Here is a 19,478-nt window from a genome sequence, read left to right on the forward strand (position 1 = left end):
CCCGACGCCTCTTTCCGCCGCCATAAAGACGGCGGCGCAAGCAAGAATTTTTTATGCATTTTGAATCCCCCGCAGTCGCCCATTACTATCGACCGGAAATAGCAATTCTTTCATAGCTTGGCATCGTTGCACAGCGCCGAACCCGCAATTGTTACTCGCTCGGCGGCTTTTTCTAGCGACGAGACTTGGCTGCCCCAGTGCTCGCAACGGCACGACACCGTCATCATTCTCATACAGCCCGGCTCTGGCTCGACAGCGACCCAGTCAAATGCTGATGCGGCGGCGCTTCGGGACCAACCTGCCCTCTGAAGTCTCGATCATATCGATCACCTGTCGAGCCGGCGTCGGGCTATAGCTAACGTGGATGGGCCGCTTGCTACCGTAAAAATACAGGCGGTCAAACTTCACGTTACCTATGATCCATTCGACAACGTCAGCCATATCCTCATCCTCGACAAGAAAATCACACGCCGCGCCGAGACGGTCGCAAATATGTCCGCCACGACGCGTTCTTTCGTGTGCAGCGTGTTGATCCAGCTTTGGCGCGATACGCCCGCTTATCTTTGACGCCAAGGCTGGAGAGCAAAAGCCGAACGTCAATTTGACCATGCCAAAGTACTCGATAACTGGGTCAATTACGTGGGAGGCCAGATCGAAGATCGCATTAAAGCTTTCCGGCTCAAGCGGGATATTATCGACACCCGATGCCGCCTGCGTTTCACCGCATTCAATTAAATCTCGAAATGTTAAATAACGCCCGCAATTCTGGTCCAATGACGGAATCGATTTAGATCGAATCAGCCTATAGCCATCTACAACCAATCGCATCTCATCAATTTTTTTGTTGAATGTCTCAGCATTCGGTCCGTAACCATCAAAATCGAACACCTCCAACTCATCCAGCGCGGACTCAAACAACACTTGCTCGGCAAAAAAAGGCGACTCCTCGTTAAGGAAGCGAGATTTTCTATATAGATACGGTTCAGGATAGACATCCCCGTAATCGAAAATAGTCAACTCCTGCTTACGCAAATTAATCTTTACCCGCTGAATCATTCGAGGCAATGGCGATCCAAAGAAATCGTCAAATTTCATCATCGTCAGCTTTCCAGACGAAATATGGATCTTCAACAGATCTGCGCTCGTGACATCGCCATAAAGAACCGTACCGCAACCAATATAGGCACGGAGGATTGGAGGCAGTCGCTCAACGAGGCCCGTATGGAGCTGAAGAGATACACCATCCTCCAGCCATCCTAAACCTTGCTCCGCCGCTTGAGTGCACGCACTAGATATCTGCGCCACATCCGCCAAGCTGAACAGTAGCTGTTTGCCGGCGAAGAGTGCACTAGGATAGCTGCCGAAGAATGCTTTCACGTCAGCCTGGAGTTGGGGCTCGAGCCTGCTGTATGGGGAACGCTTGTCGAATTCCAGTAACGCGAAGTAGACGCGGAGATCATCCGTGCGCGAGGACGCCGCTCGCTCAAGGAGGAGCGTGGCATCGTCCTTTGTCTCTTTGAGAAACCTGATGGCGGCAGCTGGCGATCCGAACGCACTAACCTCTTGCTGCAGCTCCTGCAATTCGTTTCTGACCGGATCGCGACCGAGCGTCAGGCATAGTCGCCAGAGTTCATCGAGAGACTCCCGATGGCGTTCATACAACAGCTCGAGGCGATTTGTCCGGCGCTTAGCAACCGGATTTTCTGCTGTGCTTCGAGCCACCGGACGCGCCAAGGACGTGGGCGGGACGATTCGCCGCTTACTTTTGACTCGAGCAAAACGAAAGCGCTGCTCCTGATCCTTATCCTTGAAGACAAAAAATACACCCGGCCCAACCGCTATGGCATCGTTCCCCGTGACGCGATCGATGAAGGCCTTCAATTCCGATTGCGAGTAGTACTTTTGGAAAGTATTTCTCGAAGTTAGGACGCCGTCACCGTAGGGAACACCGCGGACAGAATCCTGATTTGAAAGCATGGCTGAAACGACAAGGATCTCGTTCGACAGAGAGTACGATGTCTTAATAGCGAGTTCACGTTCAGCCACGTTCTCGATCACATTTATGACAAATCCAAGATTAACGATGGAAGCAGATGTGATCGGCTGCTCATTCGCGTAGTGAGGATCCCAGCCTGCTGCGTCAACGCCCAGCCCCCTGAGCCCTCTTATGTCGTCCCCTCGGCCACAACCGTAATCGAATAGCGAACGCGTCCCGTCGAGAAATCCAAAGCGTGAAAGCATCTGTATCGGCGCCGAGAAGCTGTAGCGAGACAACGCAGTGCGATGACGTTCGATTAGACCGCTAGTGCTTGCGCTCTGCGAGTCCTCCGGCTCTTGGTTCGCAATCGGCACGAGCTCGTGATCCGACAACAGATAGCCCCGCTGCTTGATGAGAGATTCGAAGTTCTGGCGAAAGCCAATACGAGCTGGATCGTCGAATAGCCCTATCTGCTCAGCCACATCGGTCAACTGCCTGAAGACTTCCCAACGCGGATGATCACGGGCTATGAGCAATTCCTTACGATGCAAGATCGGTGGGTTGATCGACGATTCGTAGCTCCGGAACCGGCACTTCTTCTGATCAAGATCAACAGACCAACTGCGCTGCAAGACGGGGAACGCCTCGTCAAAGAACCTCGGGTAGTCGAGCAAAGACATATTCGACATGGAGAGTCCTACCCGGATAACGTTGAAATCGCTCCCAGCAGTCAGGCTCGCCAGCGAAATACCCTCGCCTATGCTGCGTTGCAACATGTCTGGAAGGCGCTCCAGAAGAGACACATGAAAATATGCGTCGCCCGCAACGACCTTTCCGATCCCACCATCTAGATGCGTCAACAGATTTTCCCTAGTGGTTGTCAAACTCATCTCGTAACTCTCGATACTGGAATCGCCGTTCCCGCGCGCTTGCCGCCTCCGTAGAGGACTGCCTAGTTCGGCCTCACAACAGGATAACGCGCTTCAAGACGACATAAGTACTCTACCAACTGATCGAATTGCAGCACTGGTCAACCGGGAGGCGGAATCAAGCGCACTTAGGCTTCCGGCGCGCACACCACTCCAAACAAATTTCAGACATATATCACCTACCTGAGGACGGCCAATGATGGCCTCTCCACCTGCGCAATTTCGCACTGGTGCAACTTCGCTCAGGAACATTGATGACTACCCCCTGCCCACGCTGCCAGTCCACCCGGATTGAGCCGCTCAACCGAGCAACCAAGATCGGCGGTACAGTCGGAGCCATCGCAGGCACCGCCGGCGGCGTTGCCATGACAGTGACCGGCGCGGAAACCGGCGCCGCGATTGGAATGATCGCTGGTCCCATTGGGGCCGTACTCGGAGGTATCGCAGGCGCGCTCCTCGGCGGATTGGTGTGCGGCACAACTGGATGCGCCGCCGGCGCTGCTCTTGGCGAAGCCGTTGATACAAACGTGCTTGACAACCTCCGCTGCCTGGAATGCGGGCACACGTTCGGCAATCCCCGCCCCTAAATCTCCCCTCCGCTTCCCTTTTTTGCCTCGTGATAGAGCCCGGCGTACGCCGGGCTCTATCCGTTTACGTCCAAGGAGTTTCATCATGCATCTCGTCCAATCCATGGCCTACGTCGGCGAATCCCCGTGGCATGGTATCGGTAATCAACTTGCGCCCAAACAGCCACTCGAAATGTGGGCACGGCAGGCCGGCATGAATTGGCGTATTGAGGAAGCCGAGGTGCGCTTCATCTCGGCAACCGCTGGGTCTGGCCTTGGCGCGATTCAAGCCTTCCCGGAGCAGAAGGTGCTCTATCGCTCGGATACGAAAGCGCCGCTGGCCGTCGTCTCCTCGAAGTATCAAGTAGTACAGCCGGAAGCCATTCTCGAGTTTTATCGAGACCTTGTGGATGTCGGTGGCTTCGAGCTGGAAACGGCTGGCGTGCTCAAGGAAGGGCGCAAACTATGGGCGCTTGCGAAGACGGGCCAGAGCTCCACGCTCAAGGGCCGTGATCGCGTGGATGGCTATCTTCTACTTGCAACCGCTTGCGATGGTTCGCTCGCAACAACCGCGCAGTTCACGTCGGTTCGTGTCGTGTGCAACAACACGCTCGCAATTGCTCTCGGTAGCAATACCGGTGCCGTCAAAGTGTCGCATCGCAGCCATTTCGACGGGCAGGCTGTCAAGCGCCAGCTTGGGATCGCGATCTCATCGTGGGACGGCTTCATGGCACGTGTGAAAGCACTATCGGAGCGCAAGGTCAACGATGCAGCAGCCGAAACATTCTTCCGTCGCGTGCTGACTTATCCCGCAAGTAGCGCCAGTACCACGATCACCGCGACCAACGACAGTGCGGTCAAAGTAGTTCAGGAACTGTTCTCGGGTCGCGGCAAGGGCGCAGACTTGGCGTCGGCGGCAGGTACGGCGTGGGGACTACTCAACAGCGTAACTGAATTCGTCGACCACCAGCGCCGTGCGCGCAGCGACGATCACCGGCGCGATGCCGCGTGGTTCGGCACCGGCGCAGCCCTCAAGCAGAAAGCATTCGATGAAGCGATGAAGCTCGTCGCCTAAAACCATGCCTTTTCCATCCATGCCCGGCCGGGACTTCCTGCCGGGCATTTCATCTGTGGAGGTTGAAATGGCTTCGCCTGAACCCGTGGGACGTCGTCGCAGCCGTCCGGCATTGCGGCTTGTGGAGACGAAAGACATGTCGCGCGAAGACTGGCTGGAGGCGAGAAAATTTGGGATCGGTGGATCGGATGCGGCGGCAGCCGTGGGTCTCTCCCCCTACCAAAGTGCTCTCGAATTGTGGCTTATAAAGACTGGGCGCGACGCAAACCTGCCGAAACCCGATCCGGACGACACGACCGAGCCGGTCTACTGGGGAACATTACTGGAGCCGATTGTCGCGGCGTCTTATACGAAGCAAACCGGCAACCGTGTGCGGCGCGTCAACGCCGTTCTACAGCATCCGTCATTACCCTGGATGCTCGCCAACGTAGATCGTGAAGTCGTCGGAAACCGCGACGTGCAACTGCTCGAATGCAAGACCGCTGGGGAATTCGGCGCACGCTTGTGGCGGGATGGCGTCCCCGAATACGTGACTCTTCAGGTCCAGCATCAGCTCATGGTCACAGGCAAGCAGGCCGCCGATGTCGCTGTATTGCTCTGCGGCCAGAAGCTCGATGTGCATCGCATCGAACGCGACGATGCACTGATCGCCCGACTGGTCGAACTCGAAGCGGCCTTCTGGCGCTACGTCGAAACCGATACGCCACCGCCTGCCGATGGTTCGGAATCGGCGGATCGCGCGCTGCGCTGCCTGTATCCGGGCGCGGGTGGCACGGTCGATTTCACGGATGACCGTCGCATGTCGTCAGCGTTCGCTGATCTGGTCGCTGTACGGGCCGATATCGAAACGCGTCAAACCATCGAAGCCCAGCTCAAACAGCAGATCCAGCAGGCCATGGCCGAGGCCGACCGTGCGCAGTTCGAAACGGGTTCGGTGTCGTACAAGCGCAGCAAGGACGGCTCAGGCGTCGATCTCAAGAAGCTGCTCGCCGATCACCCCGAGCTTGCCTCCCGGTACGCCATCACGAAACCCGGTTCGCGCCGGTTTCTCGTGTCCACCTGATCCGCTTTTCCATTCCCTCTACTTATCTACAGGAGCCAGACATGCTTAAGGGCCTTGCGCTAGTACCCCCCAGTATCGGGAGGATCAGCATCGGGAGAGTTGTCGAGAAGAACGGCAAACGCCTCCCCGAGAAAGACGATCAGTTTACTTTGACAACTCAAATTTGGAGCAGGGAGGGGTGGCTTCTGCACCCGCTCAACGAATCGCTGCGCAAGGCCAGTACCGGCAAGCTGCGTGCGATCCCAGTTCGTTTCCTGTTCAACGATCCCGACCTGAACCTTCGTGCCGAATACTCGTGCTTTGATCGCGATACCGGGAGGCCCGTCTGCGTCGGTAATGGCGAAACCTGCCGTCGCGCGGGAGACGGCGGTATTGAGGAATTGCCCTGTCCGTCACCAGATGCGTGCACCCTTGGCCGTGGCGGCGCATGCAAGCCCTACGGCCGGCTCAATGTGCTGATTGGCGACGAGGACGAGCTTGGGAGTTTCACGTTTCGCACGACAAGCTTTAACAGTATTCGTACTCTCGCAGCGCGGCTGCATTACTTTAGTGCCGTGTCTGGCAACCTGCTCGCCTGCCTGCCGCTCGAACTCAAATTGAGGGGCAAGAGCACGACTCAAAGCTACCGCTCCGCGATCTACTACGTCGATCTCGGCGTGCGCACGGGTAGCAGGCTCGAAACAGCAATTACCGAAGCGCGCGAACTGGATGCCCGGCGCAAGGCCGCTGGCTTCGACCAACAGGCACTCGATACCGCCGCGCACGCCGGGTTCAGTAACGGCGCATTCGAGGAGAGTATCGAGGATGGCGGCGCAGTCGTGGACGAGTTCTACCCACAGGAAACGCCTGGCTACGCGCCGCACGATGCCCCCGCATCCCCCGCAGCGGCAAGCGGGTCGCCGCCGTCAACGCTGCGCGACAAGATGGAACGCAGGGCCGCGCAGCTTGGCGGCAAGGCAGCATGACGCGTCGCACTGCGCTTGCTCTGGCAGTCGTGGCGACGGCAACCGCGCTTAGCCTGTCCGTTCTGGCAGGCTGGCAGCGCGGCGGGTCGCTCCTGGAACGGCTCGCCTGGGTGGCAATCGGCCTAGTGCTCGTCACGAGCGCGCACCTGTTACCGGCTCTACTCCGGGAATCGTCGTTCCTCGTCCGCAGCATAGGTAGCGTTCTATGGGGAGCATGCCTGATCACCGCATGTATCGGCCATGCGGTGTTCTTCGTGACGGCCCAGCAGCATGCGGGGGAACTGCGGGTGTCAGCTGTCCCTGCGCCTCCCGCTCCGGCATCCAGTCGCAGTCTCACGACGGTCATGTCGGAACGGGCGAATGCGACGGCACAACTCGCCACGGCTCATGCCGGTTACTGCGTTGGGAACTGCGCGACGCTGGAAGCCCGTCGCACGACGCTCGCGGCCAGGGTGGAGGCGTTGAACGCCGAAGCGGACGACATTCGACGCCAGCATGCCGACGACGACCGGACCACAGCCCGTCGCGACGCGGTACGCGCCGATCCGGTCACGTCGCGACTCGCTGCGTTACTCGGCATACCCGTCGCACGCATCGACCTGCTGTTCGGGTCACTCTTCGCAGCGGTACTGGAGGGCGTCGCCTGCCTGCTGTGGGCGCTGGCACTGCGGCCATCGTCGTTGCCCGTCGTAACAGAAGTCGCGACGGTACCGGGCTCTGCCGACACGACTTCGCCGACGGTCGCGGCAGTCGCAAACGGGACGCCCCCGCCCGATCCAGTCGTCGCGCCGGTCACGGTAAGTCACACCGATGCAGCCGTTAGTCGCAAAACTGCCTCACCCCGTCGCAGCGGCATGAGGAACAGTCGCGTCCAGCGAAACGATCGGCGATTGTCATCATCGACCTCCGAATCGACAGACGTGCACCTGGCGCAACTCGCTGGCGACGTTGCAGCCGGGATCGTCCGACCGACCGTCGCTGATATCCGCCGTCATCTGGGTTGCTCCCAGGCGAAGGCGGTCGCCCTGCGTCGCCAGCTCACTGAACCCGACGTAACGGCATAGAAGTCCGACCTCGCGTCCGACTTCCTTGCCGTTCATCTCCCTTTCTTTTATTGCGTCATGGAACATGGACCCGACTGATCTCGTCCCCAGCATCAGCATTACGAATCTCGCCAACCAGCGCACCGCCGTCATCGAACGCGTGCGCGCCGCACTCGATCTGCTCGGCGAAGCCCAGCAACTCGCAAAGGCCGCACGTCTCGGATTCCCGAGGCTCATTCTCGACGAAAGCTACGGGTGTCGCGGTCGCCCCACCATTACCGGAGAGTATGCAAAGCGCGATGAAGCGGAAGCCGCCATGGTGCGCATCGTCGACATACGCGGCTGGGATTACCTGCTGTCCGAATCGGGCCTGCGCACCTTCATGGATGCCACGGCCCGCGAGCAGTGGAGCCACCAGATTGCAGAAGGCGACGTGCCCGCACTCACGGCCGACAACATCAAGGCCACTTTCACCCAGCTCTATGGCGCGCGCGGGGACATGTTCGAACGGGGCGTCCTTCAATGCTTCCGGCGACTGTCCTGGAATTACCGGACGAACGAACCGTTCCGGTTCGGCAAACGCATCATTGTGAGGCACCTGCTCTCGCAAGGCAGCACGAACCACCGCATCACCAACGAACTGGACGACTTGATCCGGGTGTTCAGCGTGCTCGACGGCAAGCCCGAGCCGGATCACCGGCATGGGGCGTATTACCTTATCTCAGACGCCCAGCGAGAGCGGCAGACCGAAGCCGCGAACAGCTATTTCCACCTGCGCTGGTACAGGAACGGTAACGGGCATTTGACGTTCAGCCGCACCGATCTGGTTGACCAGATGAACCGCATCCTCGCGAAGCACTATCCGAACGCGCTCGCCTCCGAGGCGCGGTAGCTCCTTTCACCGGACGCGTCCTGCGCCCTGCTTACTTTTTTCTCACTTTCAGCGACACGCTATCCGGTCGATCCGGAGGCCTGTGCTCGACCGTCTTCTGGAGAATTCGCCATGAATCAGCCTACCCGACTCAAACCGCTTTTCCGTCCGGGACGCCTGCTCGTCGCGCCGGACGCGCTCACGGCACTCGGTGCGAACGGCATCCCCGTCGTCAGTGTTTTACTCAGGCATGTGGCGGGCGACTGGGGCTCGGTGTCAGACGAGGACTGCCAGCAGAACGACCTGTCAGTTGCGGCAGGCCTGCGCCTGATCTCGCTCTACCGTCTGCCAGACCAGACCCGCATTCTCGTCATCACCGAGTGGGATCGCTCGAACACGACCATCGAACATCTTGATGACGTCGTGCCCGACTGCGCGGCACGCAAGGACCCGCCCGCGACTCGTCGCTATCCGGTCTGGCCTTCTGTGGGTTACTTGCAGGTGGTACGCGCATGAGCCGCTATGAAAACGGGCCACGCTTCCCGATGGGCCGTCCCGCCATCACGCCTGCGGCCGAAGCCGCCCTCAATGCCGCCGACATTCATCCGGTACGGCTTCTGGCGCGCCATATTCACGGCGACTGGGGCGAACTCTCCGCCGAAGACCGGGCCGCCAATGAACTCGCGCTGCTCTCCGGCAGGCGGCTGCTTTCGAGCTATGCGATACCGGGCGGCACCAAGGTCTGGCTGATCACCGAAGCCGACCGTTCGGTCACGACGATACTGCTACCGGAGGACTATTGATGCCTTTCCTCGTCCAGAAACTGGGCCCGGCTGCGTCCCGGAAAAGCGGCTAATGCTTACCGGAGCCTGCTGCGCTTGATCTCTGGCGGCGTCGCCGCATTCGACCGGCGTTCGCCGGTCGGTGCCAGCGACACACTGTCCAGCGGCGCAAACAGCGACGCCAGCGTGACGTTCAATGAATGGCAGATGTTCGCCAGGGTCTCGACGGACGGATTGGCAATACCCCTCTCGATCGCCGAGATGTATGTCCGGTCAACGTGCGCTTCAAAGGCAAGCGTTTCCTGCGACTTCCCGGCCGCATGCCGGCATTCCTTGACCCGCCTGCCGAGGGCAATCGAGATCGGGGCGGGCCGGGCTACAGGAGGAGTTGGGCGCTTCGCAGTCATGGCGTGCAGGATGCCCGCCCGTCGACTGATTCACGACGCTATAAACTCTACACTTAATGTCGTGTATACACTTCATTTCTTCCGCATATAGCCGATACTGAGGGTTGTGGGCTCGCATCCAAGCTATCCCGCACCCATCTTTGTCGAGTAAACACTACATTTAACCACTTGAGGAAGCTACGCCGTGCAGAAAAACAAGCTCAATACGGGGATCACGAAATTCGCGCTCGGCGCGTCCATGTGCGCGGCGCTCGTCGCCTGTGGCGGGGGCAACAGCAGCAATTCGGGCACCAGTAGCCCAAGCGTCACAACGAACGGTACGGCCGCGGTCGGCTCGGCGATCGTTGGAGGCACCGTTTCGCTCAAATGCGCGTCGGGCGCAACGGCGTCGGCGACGACCGTCGCCGATGGCACGTATTCCGTTACCTTGAAGTCGGCAGATTACCCGTGCGTCGCCCAGGTATCGGGCGGGCAGGCGAATGGCGCAGCCTTCGCGTCGGCGCTGCACTCGGTCGCCACCGCACCCGGCACAACAAACGTTACCCCACTGACCGATCTGATCGTCGGCGTGCTGGGTAATGGAAATGCGGCGGCGCTTGATGGAGCTACGGCGGGCACCCTGTCGAGCACGATTACGGCCGGCAACCTCGCTAGCGCGCTCACGAAGGTCAAGACTGCAATCTCGACCCTGCCGGGCAAACTGGCGATTGCGAGCGGCTTCAATCCGCTGAACTCACAATTCAGCGTGGGCGACGCCAACGATGCGCTACTCGACCAGTATGCTGCGGCGCTGGGTGCTGCCGGTCTGACGCAAGCCGATGCTGTCACGCACACGCAAGCTGGCACACCGATGACGACTACGCCGTATTCGGCGATTGCCTACACGACGCCGGGCATCACGGCCGTTCCGATGGGCACGTCGGTCAACCTCGACAATACTTTCGGCATCGCTATCGCTGACCCGAATCGTGGCCTGTACGTGGCCAAGGCGAATCTCGATGCGAGCGGCAATGTCAGTTCGTTCGCGACTCCCGGCAAGTTCACGGCCATCGTGAGCGTCCTGGGCAACCGCGTCGGCGAACTGTGTACCGCCAACGGCGGCGTCGGCAGTGTGTCGGCCAGTCAGCCGGGCCAGTATGTCTACGTATCGAGCGATATGGTGGAAGTGACCGACCTGAGCGAACTGAACGGCAAGACCTTCGACGAGTACGAAGACTGCGTGCAGTCAGGTACGGCGACGTTCGCCGGCAACGGCATCGTCACGTTCACGGGCAATGACGGGCAGGTGGACTCTCCGGTCAGCATCGTACAGGCGCTCACTACGGCGGGTGCCCCTGACCCGGCAAACCATTCGGTCGAGCATGCCAAAGTCTATAAATACATCGATTCGACCGGTGCTGCACGGTATGCCTACATCACGATCAACAGCACGACGGGCACTGACGATCCGCTCACGTTCGATACCGACACGAAGTACGTGACGATCGGATTGTCGCGGTAAGCATCCTGCTATCCGTACCCCGATGTTCCAACCGGGTGCGGCGGCATCTTTCCTAGCGCAGCGACGGGTTGTTCCAGCCGGCTGCGCTTTCTTTATCTGGCGAGCGCGATGTCATCGTGCTGTGTGCGCCACTTTCCACCTACTTTTGTTACCGATGAAAACGAAATTCACCACGCTTGCTTCGGCGGCGTTGTTGAGCGCAGCACTGGCCGGCTGCGGTCATTCCGAAATCGATACGGTCAAGGCTGCATCCGTTCCGCAAGACTCGACCCATACCTACGAGACGGCTCTTTCGAATCGGGCCTCATGCGAGAAGGATAGCTGGCACACGTTCAAGGACGACACGAACCGTACGGTCGTGGAATACCGCTGCGAACTGAAGAATGGGGCGGCGCTGCTCGCCGCCTGGCGTCAAAAGAAAATCAGCGATACCCAACACGATTTCCAGGGCTATTACAACGGCCTCGACCAGGCAACCGAGAGCGCCCGTCAGCAGAATCCCGAAGAACTGAAGAAGAAACTCGCAGATGCGCAGAGTCAGCTCGCGCAGTTGCAGGTTGATGGAACGCCGTCGGGTGCGGCTACGCCGGAAACTCTGAAACAAGCCATTGTCAACCGCGACAGCGCAATGCAAACGGCCCAGTCCGCCGTCGAGCGTGCGCAACGTGAGTTGGATGACGCCCGAAACGCACTCGTCAGCCTGCCGCAAGATCGTATGCGCCTGGAGCAGCAGGAAAAGGATGCGCTCGCGCAGATCGACAAGGCATATGGCGGCGTGACCGGCGCAAGCGAGGTATTCCAGTGGTACGTTCGGGATAACGATGTTGCGCCCGCATGGGTTGGTGTCGAACTGACAAAGCAGAACGGCAGCAATGTGCGACAGGATCGTGGTTGGCAGCAGACCCTGTGGGATTTGCTCAATCACCGGGGCGACGATCACGTTCATGCGGTGCTCAACATCCCGGACAATTTCGCGCCGAGTCAGCAGCCGTCGGCATCCTGATCAAACTGGCTGAACCAGAACAACGTGCCGCGCCAGTATGGGCGGCATTTTTTTTGGTTCTTCGCGGATTCCCGTGGGGGCAATACCGGCTGGAGTCGGCCAAGAGCGCACTAATCAGCTAGGCTTCATGTCGGTGGCAGTCCGCTCATCCTGTATATCTTGGAGTGCGAGGCGACGGGGCCTACTCGGCTTGTTGCACTTCGAAGTACAAATTGCCAGTTGTTTGCCGTGGCAGTTCATCTGCTCCGACTCGATAGCCAACCTCGAACGAATGGATATCCGCCTGGGTGCTCATCACAATCGTGAACGATTTGAAAATCTTCCGAAACCCATGTTGAATCTTTCCCGCTCGGAAAGCGATGGATTTATGGTCGTCGCCGATACGTGGCCCTTCCCTCAAATACGAACTATCGACCTGCGGGGAGTGAACTGTCGTCGAGCTTATGAATCCATGGGGCGCCAGAGGCGGAGGTTCCGGTAGTTCTGGGCCCTTTGGTAAATCATCCTCTTCGTAGACCAGAACACCGTCCGGGAATGTAACTCCTGCCCATACATCTGTTGCAGGCCGTGTCCCTCGGTTTACAACAGCGAGCTGGATATGCACGGTCCGCTGTAGAAGCAACCTGTGCTCCTTGAGCTTATCGAGGTACTTCTCATAGCTGTCGTAGTACCATTTCACGCGCATGTTGTATCCCTCGAGTTCCTCCTCCGTCCATTCTCCAAATCGCTTAACGCGCGGTCCCCCAAACGGAATCAACGCCCCGGAACGAAGCATTTCAAACGGCGACTCGGGCTCATCCTGTTGAGCCTTTGTTCTCAACGGTGTCTTGGCCATGACGTCAGCTAGCGACGGCACATCGGTCAGTTGTACATCTTGCCGAACGACAAAGACTTTCGGGATATCCTCGGTTACCTCAACCGACAGCGACGGCATTGGATTGCGAATCAACTGGTCTTCTCTCGGCGCTGCCAAATTCGTCCTAAGCGCTGCAACAAGCTGTCCAACAAGACCATTTCGAATCTTTTCGATAGCAGGGTTCTTTTTACTGTCGAGGTGATAGGTGATAGCACCACGCCTGTGCCGCAAGTCGAACGGCAGTTCCTCTGGTTTGCCGCCAAACGCTAGGTTAGCAACGGTGATAACGCGCTGCGGGCCTACTTCACGAATGGCATAGCCCAGCTCAATCATGACATTGGGATTTGGAATCTTCTTCGTCGCCGTATCTTTCTTGACCTCGGCAACCGGAGTGACATCGGCAACAAATATTTGACAGTCGTCTATCTTCCGGAAAATCGTGGCCACGATTTCAACCAGTCCTGCTTCGCCCTTGGTGTCATGGTCTAACTCGAGACGGTCCGCCACCTCTAGCTGAAGCTCCTCGGCAACCTTTTCTATGGCCTGATCGAGCGCATCCTTGATGAAGTCTTTGGTAGTTGCGGCGGGAAGGTCGCTCTGCCACGACCAAAAAACGGTTCTGCTCATGATTTCACGTTGACGGTTGCGCCCACAATTGGACCGAAAATTCTACCAAACACCAACCGAACGAAAGCATCCTCCGGGATCGTTCAAGGACGCATCTGGCCAACTGAACGGCTTCGACATCGATATTGCAAGCGCAGTGTGCGCTGAAATGAAGATGACCTGCCAAATCACCGCGCAGCCGTAGGGCGGCATCATTCCTAGCCTACAGGCAATACGTGAGTGCCCGCTCCTCGCAACTTCAGATGTCCGCATCGGGTCCGGATACCGCCCCTTGCCTCGGTTGCGCGGGACCTGGTCTGACGGTGACTGTCATATCGAGCCCCGACCTCTACACATCAAGCGATTCGCTGAAGGTGATGACCGCAAGCAGGTTGCACTACTGCCCGAATGCGTCGACAACTACATTGGGCACGACAATCCAGTCAAGGTCACAGACTCCCCTCAGTCAGCACCGAACTTCCGTCTGCCACTCAATTTGTCATCCTCCTCTCGATCCACAGGAGCCTGCGTCACCTTGCTCATGTACAGACCGATGACCTTACGTAGCGATTCACGCTTTTCGTCGTCGTCACGGTGAAGATAGCCCACAGCTACGCCCCATTTGTTCTTGTAGGAATGCGCATAGCGATTGCCGTTGTCGTAGTCGCCCCAGCCACGAGTAAGCGCTACCCAATATTGCCCTAGCTCGTCGCAAGCTGTAACGTGATCACGCCGACTGGCAGAAACGAACACGACCAGATGCAGGTGATGATTTTCATCACCTCTACTATCACCGCTGCCACCGCTCTCCTGTCGCCATATCAGGCCGTGAATGTCATGGAGGATTCCGCGAGTCGCATCCTTAATGCGCTGAAATAATGTTCGACGAAGCGTCTGCATCGTTTCGAAGTTGACATCGTCACGTAAATATTTCTTGATAACCAGCGTGATGAAGATGAGTTGGTAGCTCTTACGTCGCTCAAACATTTCCTGCTCAAAGCTTAGGTTCCTGATTCTGCATCTATTGAAGCGTTGCTTCTTACGTCTCTGGGTATTGGAATCATCGCTTCTATCGAGCCAATACTTGTTCGTTCTATCGGACATGGTTGACCTCATTGGTTGCTATGCCAATGAATCAAGTCATGCAGCAGAAAAATATTTATTAAACGTCAATCATCAACATGCCATTTTGGCATGTTGATTTCCCGTTTGTTTTGTTATGCCTCGTTAAATCATTATCCACGTTTTAACAGTGATCATCTAAAACCTATTACATATGGACTGCAATTTACACCAACCAGCATGCAGGAGAAAGAACGACGATTGATTAATAGGAGATCGATGAATCATTGCATTTTTGAAAATTATTTCTTCCTCCCAATATGCAACTGATGCAGAGCGAGAAAGCAGGAAAAGTTGCTTCGCGCTGCACTGCCCGATAGCGCCACGCAGACCAACTTACTTACGTAAAAAATTCGATCCGAGCAGTAACGGCCGGGCCACTTTCTGAGCCAGTTTCAAGGCAATTTTCGGTCTCGACGCCAGGTGATTTCAGGAGCGAGCGGCGGCAGGAGTCCGACCGCTCCGCCCCCTCTCAGTTGCCTCCAGACTCTCGGGGCCTAACCGTCCTGGGGGCTGTTTTGAAAAATCGCGCGCGAAAGACGAAAAAAAATCGCCTTTCTCACCATTAAAAGGCGAAAAAGGCGATGTTTTCCGTGCAACACTACAGAAATTCTTTATATCATCCCGCTACCGAAAGCGGGGACGGCGCCACGGGTTATCCAGGTCGAAGAAGAACTCGTACCCGTTATCGCCTACGCGGCCTTGGATTTCGACGGACTCCTGCGCCAACCTGCTCCGATCCGGCACGTCCCTGGCGCTACGTCGCTCCGCCTCGTGGATGACAACGTTCCCCCTGGCATGCAGCCAGTCCAACACGGACCTGAAATTCTTCATCTCCTTCAACCCATATTTCGAACAGTTGGCGCGAAGATTTTGCACCGGTGTGCGACGCTGGATCACATAGTCTCTCGGCAGACTCTCTAAAGAACCGCCATTCACGCGCTCAAGCATGTCCTTGAATTTTCCCAAAACATACTCTGCCATCTCACGCATCCGGGCTTCCTGGTTGAACACCCGTTTGAACTCGTTGAGATACCACTCTGCCACCTTCATGGCTGATTCCACGGTTGACTTCGGAATTGCCACGCCCGCATTGGTCGGGTTGCTCATTTCGCCGCATTCAAAAAAGTGAAAGAGCGCCGATAATCTTGCTACATGTTCGGCAACGCGATTGGCAAATTCCCGCTCATTTTCAAGCTCGCCATTCGTCGCCATGTCACGCTCAATAGCGTTGTACATCTCCTCCCAGAATTTTTGAGCATCAGGCTCGAAGTGCAGTGTCCACCGGTTTTCCGCTCGATCCTCGATACTTTTGTGCGAGTGCGAAAGCAGCTCTTTAACCCGCCGGTTAAGGCGGTCAATCCATGCGGTCGAGCGATCCTCCGGCCTGACAAAAATACGCTTCCCATACGGCGTATCCGGCCGTGACAGAAGCAATCTGGACATTAACCCGATGCCCTTCGCCAGTTCCCCTTTCCGCTCCAGGAAGCGGTCAAATACGACGGGCTGCACCATGAGCGATAAGGTCAATCTCGGATCGTGGACGGAAAAGCTTTCCTGTTTCGTGCGGCCAACTACATCAATCGCATGACCGTCCCACAGATGATCCAGACTCGCCATGTCCGATTCGCCCTTTGAATTGAGAATCCCGGCGGCTTCGTCCGAAAACAGTCCGGCGGCTGGCCAATTTTGCGACAAGCTCTGCTCAAGCTGGCGTATCGGGATTTTCGAATACAAGACCCGCTGCAATCGCGGCGGGCGGTGATCGATGACTTGCCGGTTGAGTTCAGCAAGCTCCCTCGTTATCGCCCCCGCCTCGTCGCCCGCGTTCTGTGCGAGTTTCTTTACCTCGGCGTCTTCGCTTATGGACAGCGTTCTGGATTTGCGAAGCAATTGCCCTTCGGTCTTTTCCAGCTCACGGATTTTTCGTCGCAATGCAGTCTGATCGAGTTCGTCTGCAGTTGTGTCCGCCTCGAACACCGTGCGCCTGGCGAGGTCGTATGCCTCAATCGGCTTGACAACGAGTTGGTCTGCGCGAGACTTGCGCGCCCCCGTATCAGCCACCGCCAGAAAGAAAAGCGAACACACCGATTTATAACCAGCGTCTATGCCGCGATCTACCCAGATCAGGTCCTGGCAAGCCAGGGAAACGGAAGACAATACCGCCTGTGCCGCAATGGGCACAGACAGGTTGTCGTTCTTACACATTTCGATAACTGCACCCCTGATGGTCTGTGGCAAGGCTTCCCAAGGGTAGGTTTCGTCTTCCGGGTGAAAGTCGGGGAAAGGGGGTTTCTCACTGTACTCGGCTGAGGGTTCTGCCAGCGCTACGGCGAATTTGTCGTCGTCGGTCATGCACGATCCCCCTGCGGTTTCTGCTGCGCCTGCGAGGAAAACGGTGCTAGGGCCGCTTTCAATGCGCTGTCCGGCTTGCGTTTTGTTGCCTTACGTGTCGCACGTGCCGAAGGGTCTGCGCGCCCGTTTTCCTGAAAAAACTTTCCGACCTCGATCCCCGTGAGCTTGGGGCCACCATGTTCAAAAATTGCGTCGGCGATCTTGTCCCAAGAGACATCCTTCTCACGGGCCAACTGGACAAACTTGACGCAGGCCTGGAACTGCTCGCGCTTCACGTCCTCAGCGCTTTTCACATCGGCCAGCGCGGCCAACGCCGCCAGTTCATCGAATACGGACGGAACGGTTAGATTTCTGGAGTCACGATTCTTAGCAGCCACGGCCATTCTCCTTGCCGACGACTACGCGCGCGCGAGGGCGGCTGGCATTCCGCTCATCGACCTCATGCGCGATCCGGCGGTTGCTCACGCGGCGACCCTTGGCGAAAGCATTGATAGGCAAGGGAAAATTGCGGCCACCCACGGAGTCAGGGGTGGGCATGCGGGTTGATACCGAACTGCGAAACAGCTCTGTACGCCGCTGGCCGGGCACGCAAGGAATAACATTCGGATAGGTGAACGCAGCGTTCATGCGAGACCGCCATTGCCGTCGATGGCAGTGTCATTCGCGGCGATCGCACCATCACGCATGGTCACGATCACGTCAGGCCACAACAATCGACCATTGGCAAGCTTGGTGGGTACGACGCCGAGGTACGCGCCATTGATGCAATAGCTCTTGCGAACCGTTTGCGGCTTGACTAGGTTTTTACTGGCAAAAATCGTGGTGTCAACACCGCGCGCCAGCGACGGCATATTTTGATCTGCAAGGGCCATGATGAACTCCGTTCTGAATCGACCAAAGCGTGGTCGCTACGCGCCATCTGCGTGGAGCCATGTGGCTCTGCGTGGATGACGGAACGGAGTGTGCGGGTGAAAAGTCCGCCGTTCAGAGTTATGGGCTGCTATGGTGCCTTATGGGGTCTTGCACGAGGATTTGACCGCCTTTACTGCCCGTCCGAGGCTTTTTTCGAGCGAGCTTTTTTCGTAGACATTCGTCTTGCCTTCGCGGTTTCTAAATCTAATCTTTCCCTCTTCATTCACACTGAGAAGAGGAGCCATCTTCGCCTCAGCCAGTTTAAGCAGCTCCTCCCATACCGAGTGAAAACTTTCCGGATCAACAGCTGCGTGTACGGCATTGGCAATGGCAGAGGACATTTCCCCGCGAAACGGATATTCCGCAATCTGGTTTCTGACAACCGTAGAAACAGAGTCATTCTTCTTGTCCCCGAGGGGTAGACGTTCCGGTAGCTCGTTGGTACCGTGCGCATCCTGTGCTTCGTAAAGCGAACTGGACTGTTCCAACAATCGTTGCACGTCACCGCTGTCCACACGCAGCATCTCGAGCCTGACTACACCCGCATCTGTCGTCCGAGGATGCGCAAAAATCCACGCTACGCTGTTGGCACGATTCTTCATTCGTTCAGCCAGCATCGCAGCTCGTCCTGCTTGCTGCTGTTCTTGTTGCCACTCGGCCGTGTGACGCATCACCAGCTCCGGGCAGATGTAGCCACTGGGTTTCACCGACTGCTCGACCTTGATCTTCTTGATGTCTGCAGGAAGTAGAAGTGCATACTCGCCATATTGCAGTCTCGCGCGGAACACTGGCTCAACACCGTCAATGCTACCCACTAAGCTCGCATGTGGAATGCCGCGATTGGTCACTGGCCATGCATACAGTCCTTCGAGCAAGACCGGCGCGTAGACGTCAAGCTTTCCGGCTACCCCTTTGTCCAGCAGGTCATCCGGCTTACACCCCAGTTGTTCAGCGACATCGACCAATTTTAGATAGACGCGCTCGGCTGGCGCATCTTTCTGCCGCAAGAGTGCAAACGCCTCTTCCTGCCCCAACTTTTCTCGTTCTTTTTTTGCAGCCGATGCCTGGAGCCGAGCCTTCTCCCATCCGGCTCGGTCCACCCGTAGATCCAATGCACTTTGGCCAGGCTGCACTGAGTGGCTATTGTTTTCGAATTCATCCATAACGACACCTTTCCAGCACCAAGATATCAAAGCGGTAGATCGACGTGGATCTGCACGGCCCAAATTCGGTTACATGGTGGTTACATGGGCAGCAAAAACGAAAAAGGGTTACAGGCAAATCACCTGTAACCCTTTGATTTTCTTGGTGGAGCGGATGAGGATCGAACTCACGACCTTCGCATTGCGAACGCGACGCTCTCCCAGCTGAGCTACCGCCCCAACGAATCACCGATTCTACACACACAAAATCCGTTTTGCCAAGCGTCAAATTTGACCCCAAG

19 protein-coding genes and 1 tRNA gene are annotated in these 19,478 nt (G+C 57.2%); 10 read left to right on the forward strand and 10 right to left on the reverse strand.

The window, feature by feature from the left end; genetic code table 11:
* Positions 1–264: 264 nt before the first annotated feature.
* Entirely contained in the window at positions 265–2,868 is a 2,604-nt protein-coding gene (locus AB4Y44_RS01270; RefSeq protein ID WP_368698487.1) for a DNA phosphorothioation-associated putative methyltransferase, read from the reverse strand.
* A gap of 711 nt (positions 2,869–3,579) precedes the next feature.
* Here AB4Y44_RS01270 and AB4Y44_RS01275 point away from each other — a divergent pair.
* From AB4Y44_RS01275 to AB4Y44_RS01305, 7 genes are all read left to right on the forward strand, one after another.
* Entirely contained in the window at positions 3,580–4,548 is a 969-nt protein-coding gene (locus AB4Y44_RS01275) for a DUF932 domain-containing protein (protein WP_368698488.1), read from the forward strand.
* A gap of 67 nt (positions 4,549–4,615) precedes the next feature.
* Positions 4,616–5,611 carry a YqaJ viral recombinase family protein gene (locus tag AB4Y44_RS01280; RefSeq protein ID WP_368698489.1) on the forward strand — a complete coding sequence of 332 codons (996 nt, stop codon included), beginning with the start codon at positions 4,616–4,618 and terminating at the stop codon, positions 5,609–5,611.
* A 41-nt stretch (positions 5,612–5,652) separates the two neighbouring features.
* Positions 5,653–6,576: a phage capsid protein gene (locus AB4Y44_RS01285; RefSeq protein ID WP_368698490.1), complete on the forward strand. Its 924-nt coding sequence runs from the start codon at positions 5,653–5,655 to the stop codon at positions 6,574–6,576.
* Positions 6,573–7,640 carry a hypothetical protein gene (locus tag AB4Y44_RS01290; RefSeq protein ID WP_368698491.1) on the forward strand — a complete coding sequence of 356 codons (1,068 nt, stop codon included), beginning with the start codon at positions 6,573–6,575 and terminating at the stop codon, positions 7,638–7,640. Before AB4Y44_RS01285 ends, AB4Y44_RS01290 begins: the two co-directional genes overlap by 4 nt.
* 64 nt (positions 7,641–7,704) lie before the next feature.
* Positions 7,705–8,511, forward strand: a complete 807-nt coding sequence (locus AB4Y44_RS01295) for a DUF4942 domain-containing protein (protein ID WP_368698492.1) — start codon at positions 7,705–7,707, stop codon at positions 8,509–8,511.
* Positions 8,512–8,622: 111 nt separating this feature from the next.
* Entirely contained in the window at positions 8,623–9,006 is a 384-nt protein-coding gene (locus tag AB4Y44_RS01300; RefSeq protein ID WP_368698493.1) for a hypothetical protein, read from the forward strand.
* The gene (locus tag AB4Y44_RS01305) at positions 9,003–9,293 is read left to right on the forward strand and encodes a hypothetical protein (protein WP_368698494.1); all 291 of its coding nucleotides are present in this window, start codon (positions 9,003–9,005) and stop codon (positions 9,291–9,293) included. Before AB4Y44_RS01300 ends, AB4Y44_RS01305 begins: the two co-directional genes overlap by 4 nt.
* Before the next feature lie 56 nt (positions 9,294–9,349).
* On the opposite strand, the gene AB4Y44_RS01310 is transcribed toward AB4Y44_RS01305, so the two are convergent.
* The gene (locus AB4Y44_RS01310; RefSeq protein WP_368698552.1) at positions 9,350–9,691 is read right to left on the reverse strand and encodes a helix-turn-helix domain-containing protein; all 342 of its coding nucleotides are present in this window, start codon (positions 9,689–9,691) and stop codon (positions 9,350–9,352) included.
* Positions 9,692–9,917: 226 nt separating this feature from the next.
* Here AB4Y44_RS01310 and AB4Y44_RS01315 point away from each other — a divergent pair, with 226 nt between their 5' ends.
* Complete coding sequence (locus AB4Y44_RS01315) at positions 9,918–11,180, forward strand: hypothetical protein (RefSeq protein ID WP_368698495.1); 1,263 nt, start codon at positions 9,918–9,920, stop codon at positions 11,178–11,180.
* A 154-nt stretch (positions 11,181–11,334) separates the two neighbouring features.
* The gene (locus AB4Y44_RS01320) at positions 11,335–12,183 is read left to right on the forward strand and encodes a hypothetical protein (RefSeq protein ID WP_368698496.1); all 849 of its coding nucleotides are present in this window, start codon (positions 11,335–11,337) and stop codon (positions 12,181–12,183) included.
* Positions 12,184–12,364: 181 nt separating this feature from the next.
* On the opposite strand, the gene AB4Y44_RS01325 is transcribed toward AB4Y44_RS01320, so the two are convergent.
* Positions 12,365–13,666 (reverse strand): hypothetical protein, encoded by a 1,302-nt coding sequence (locus tag AB4Y44_RS01325; RefSeq protein ID WP_368698497.1) that lies wholly within the window; start codon positions 13,664–13,666, stop codon positions 12,365–12,367.
* 28 nt (positions 13,667–13,694) lie between these two features.
* Here AB4Y44_RS01325 and AB4Y44_RS01330 point away from each other — a divergent pair, with 28 nt between their 5' ends.
* Positions 13,695–13,850 (forward strand): transporter substrate-binding domain-containing protein, encoded by a 156-nt coding sequence (locus AB4Y44_RS01330; protein ID WP_368698498.1) that lies wholly within the window; start codon positions 13,695–13,697, stop codon positions 13,848–13,850.
* Between the two features lie 257 nt (positions 13,851–14,107).
* Here the strand turns inward: AB4Y44_RS01330 and AB4Y44_RS01335 are convergent, their stop codons facing one another.
* The 7 genes from AB4Y44_RS01335 to AB4Y44_RS01365 form a co-directional block, all read right to left on the reverse strand.
* The gene (locus tag AB4Y44_RS01335; RefSeq protein ID WP_368698554.1) at positions 14,108–14,749 is read right to left on the reverse strand and encodes a hypothetical protein; all 642 of its coding nucleotides are present in this window, start codon (positions 14,747–14,749) and stop codon (positions 14,108–14,110) included.
* A 645-nt stretch (positions 14,750–15,394) separates the two neighbouring features.
* Positions 15,395–17,122, reverse strand: coding sequence for a YfjI family protein (locus AB4Y44_RS01340; RefSeq protein ID WP_368698499.1), 1,728 nt, complete (start codon positions 17,120–17,122; stop codon positions 15,395–15,397).
* Positions 17,119–17,499, reverse strand: coding sequence for a hypothetical protein (locus AB4Y44_RS01345; protein WP_368698500.1), 381 nt, complete (start codon positions 17,497–17,499; stop codon positions 17,119–17,121). The genes AB4Y44_RS01340 and AB4Y44_RS01345 overlap by 4 nt, the downstream gene beginning before the upstream one ends.
* Positions 17,489–17,749 (reverse strand): hypothetical protein, encoded by a 261-nt coding sequence (locus tag AB4Y44_RS01350; RefSeq protein ID WP_368698501.1) that lies wholly within the window; start codon positions 17,747–17,749, stop codon positions 17,489–17,491. Before AB4Y44_RS01350 ends, AB4Y44_RS01345 begins: the two co-directional genes overlap by 11 nt.
* A complete protein-coding gene (locus tag AB4Y44_RS01355; protein WP_368698502.1) occupies positions 17,746–17,994 on the reverse strand; it encodes a hypothetical protein in 249 nt (82 codons plus the stop codon). Before AB4Y44_RS01355 ends, AB4Y44_RS01350 begins: the two co-directional genes overlap by 4 nt.
* A gap of 138 nt (positions 17,995–18,132) precedes the next feature.
* Positions 18,133–19,197 carry a hypothetical protein gene (locus AB4Y44_RS01360; protein WP_368698503.1) on the reverse strand — a complete coding sequence of 355 codons (1,065 nt, stop codon included), beginning with the start codon at positions 19,195–19,197 and terminating at the stop codon, positions 18,133–18,135.
* A gap of 143 nt (positions 19,198–19,340) precedes the next feature.
* A tRNA-Ala gene (locus AB4Y44_RS01365) sits at positions 19,341–19,416 on the reverse strand.
* Positions 19,417–19,478: the final 62 nt, after the last annotated feature.

It is taken from the genome of Paraburkholderia sp. BR10937, assembly GCF_040965695.1.
In the GTDB taxonomy this organism is placed as follows: domain Bacteria; phylum Pseudomonadota; class Gammaproteobacteria; order Burkholderiales; family Burkholderiaceae; genus Paraburkholderia.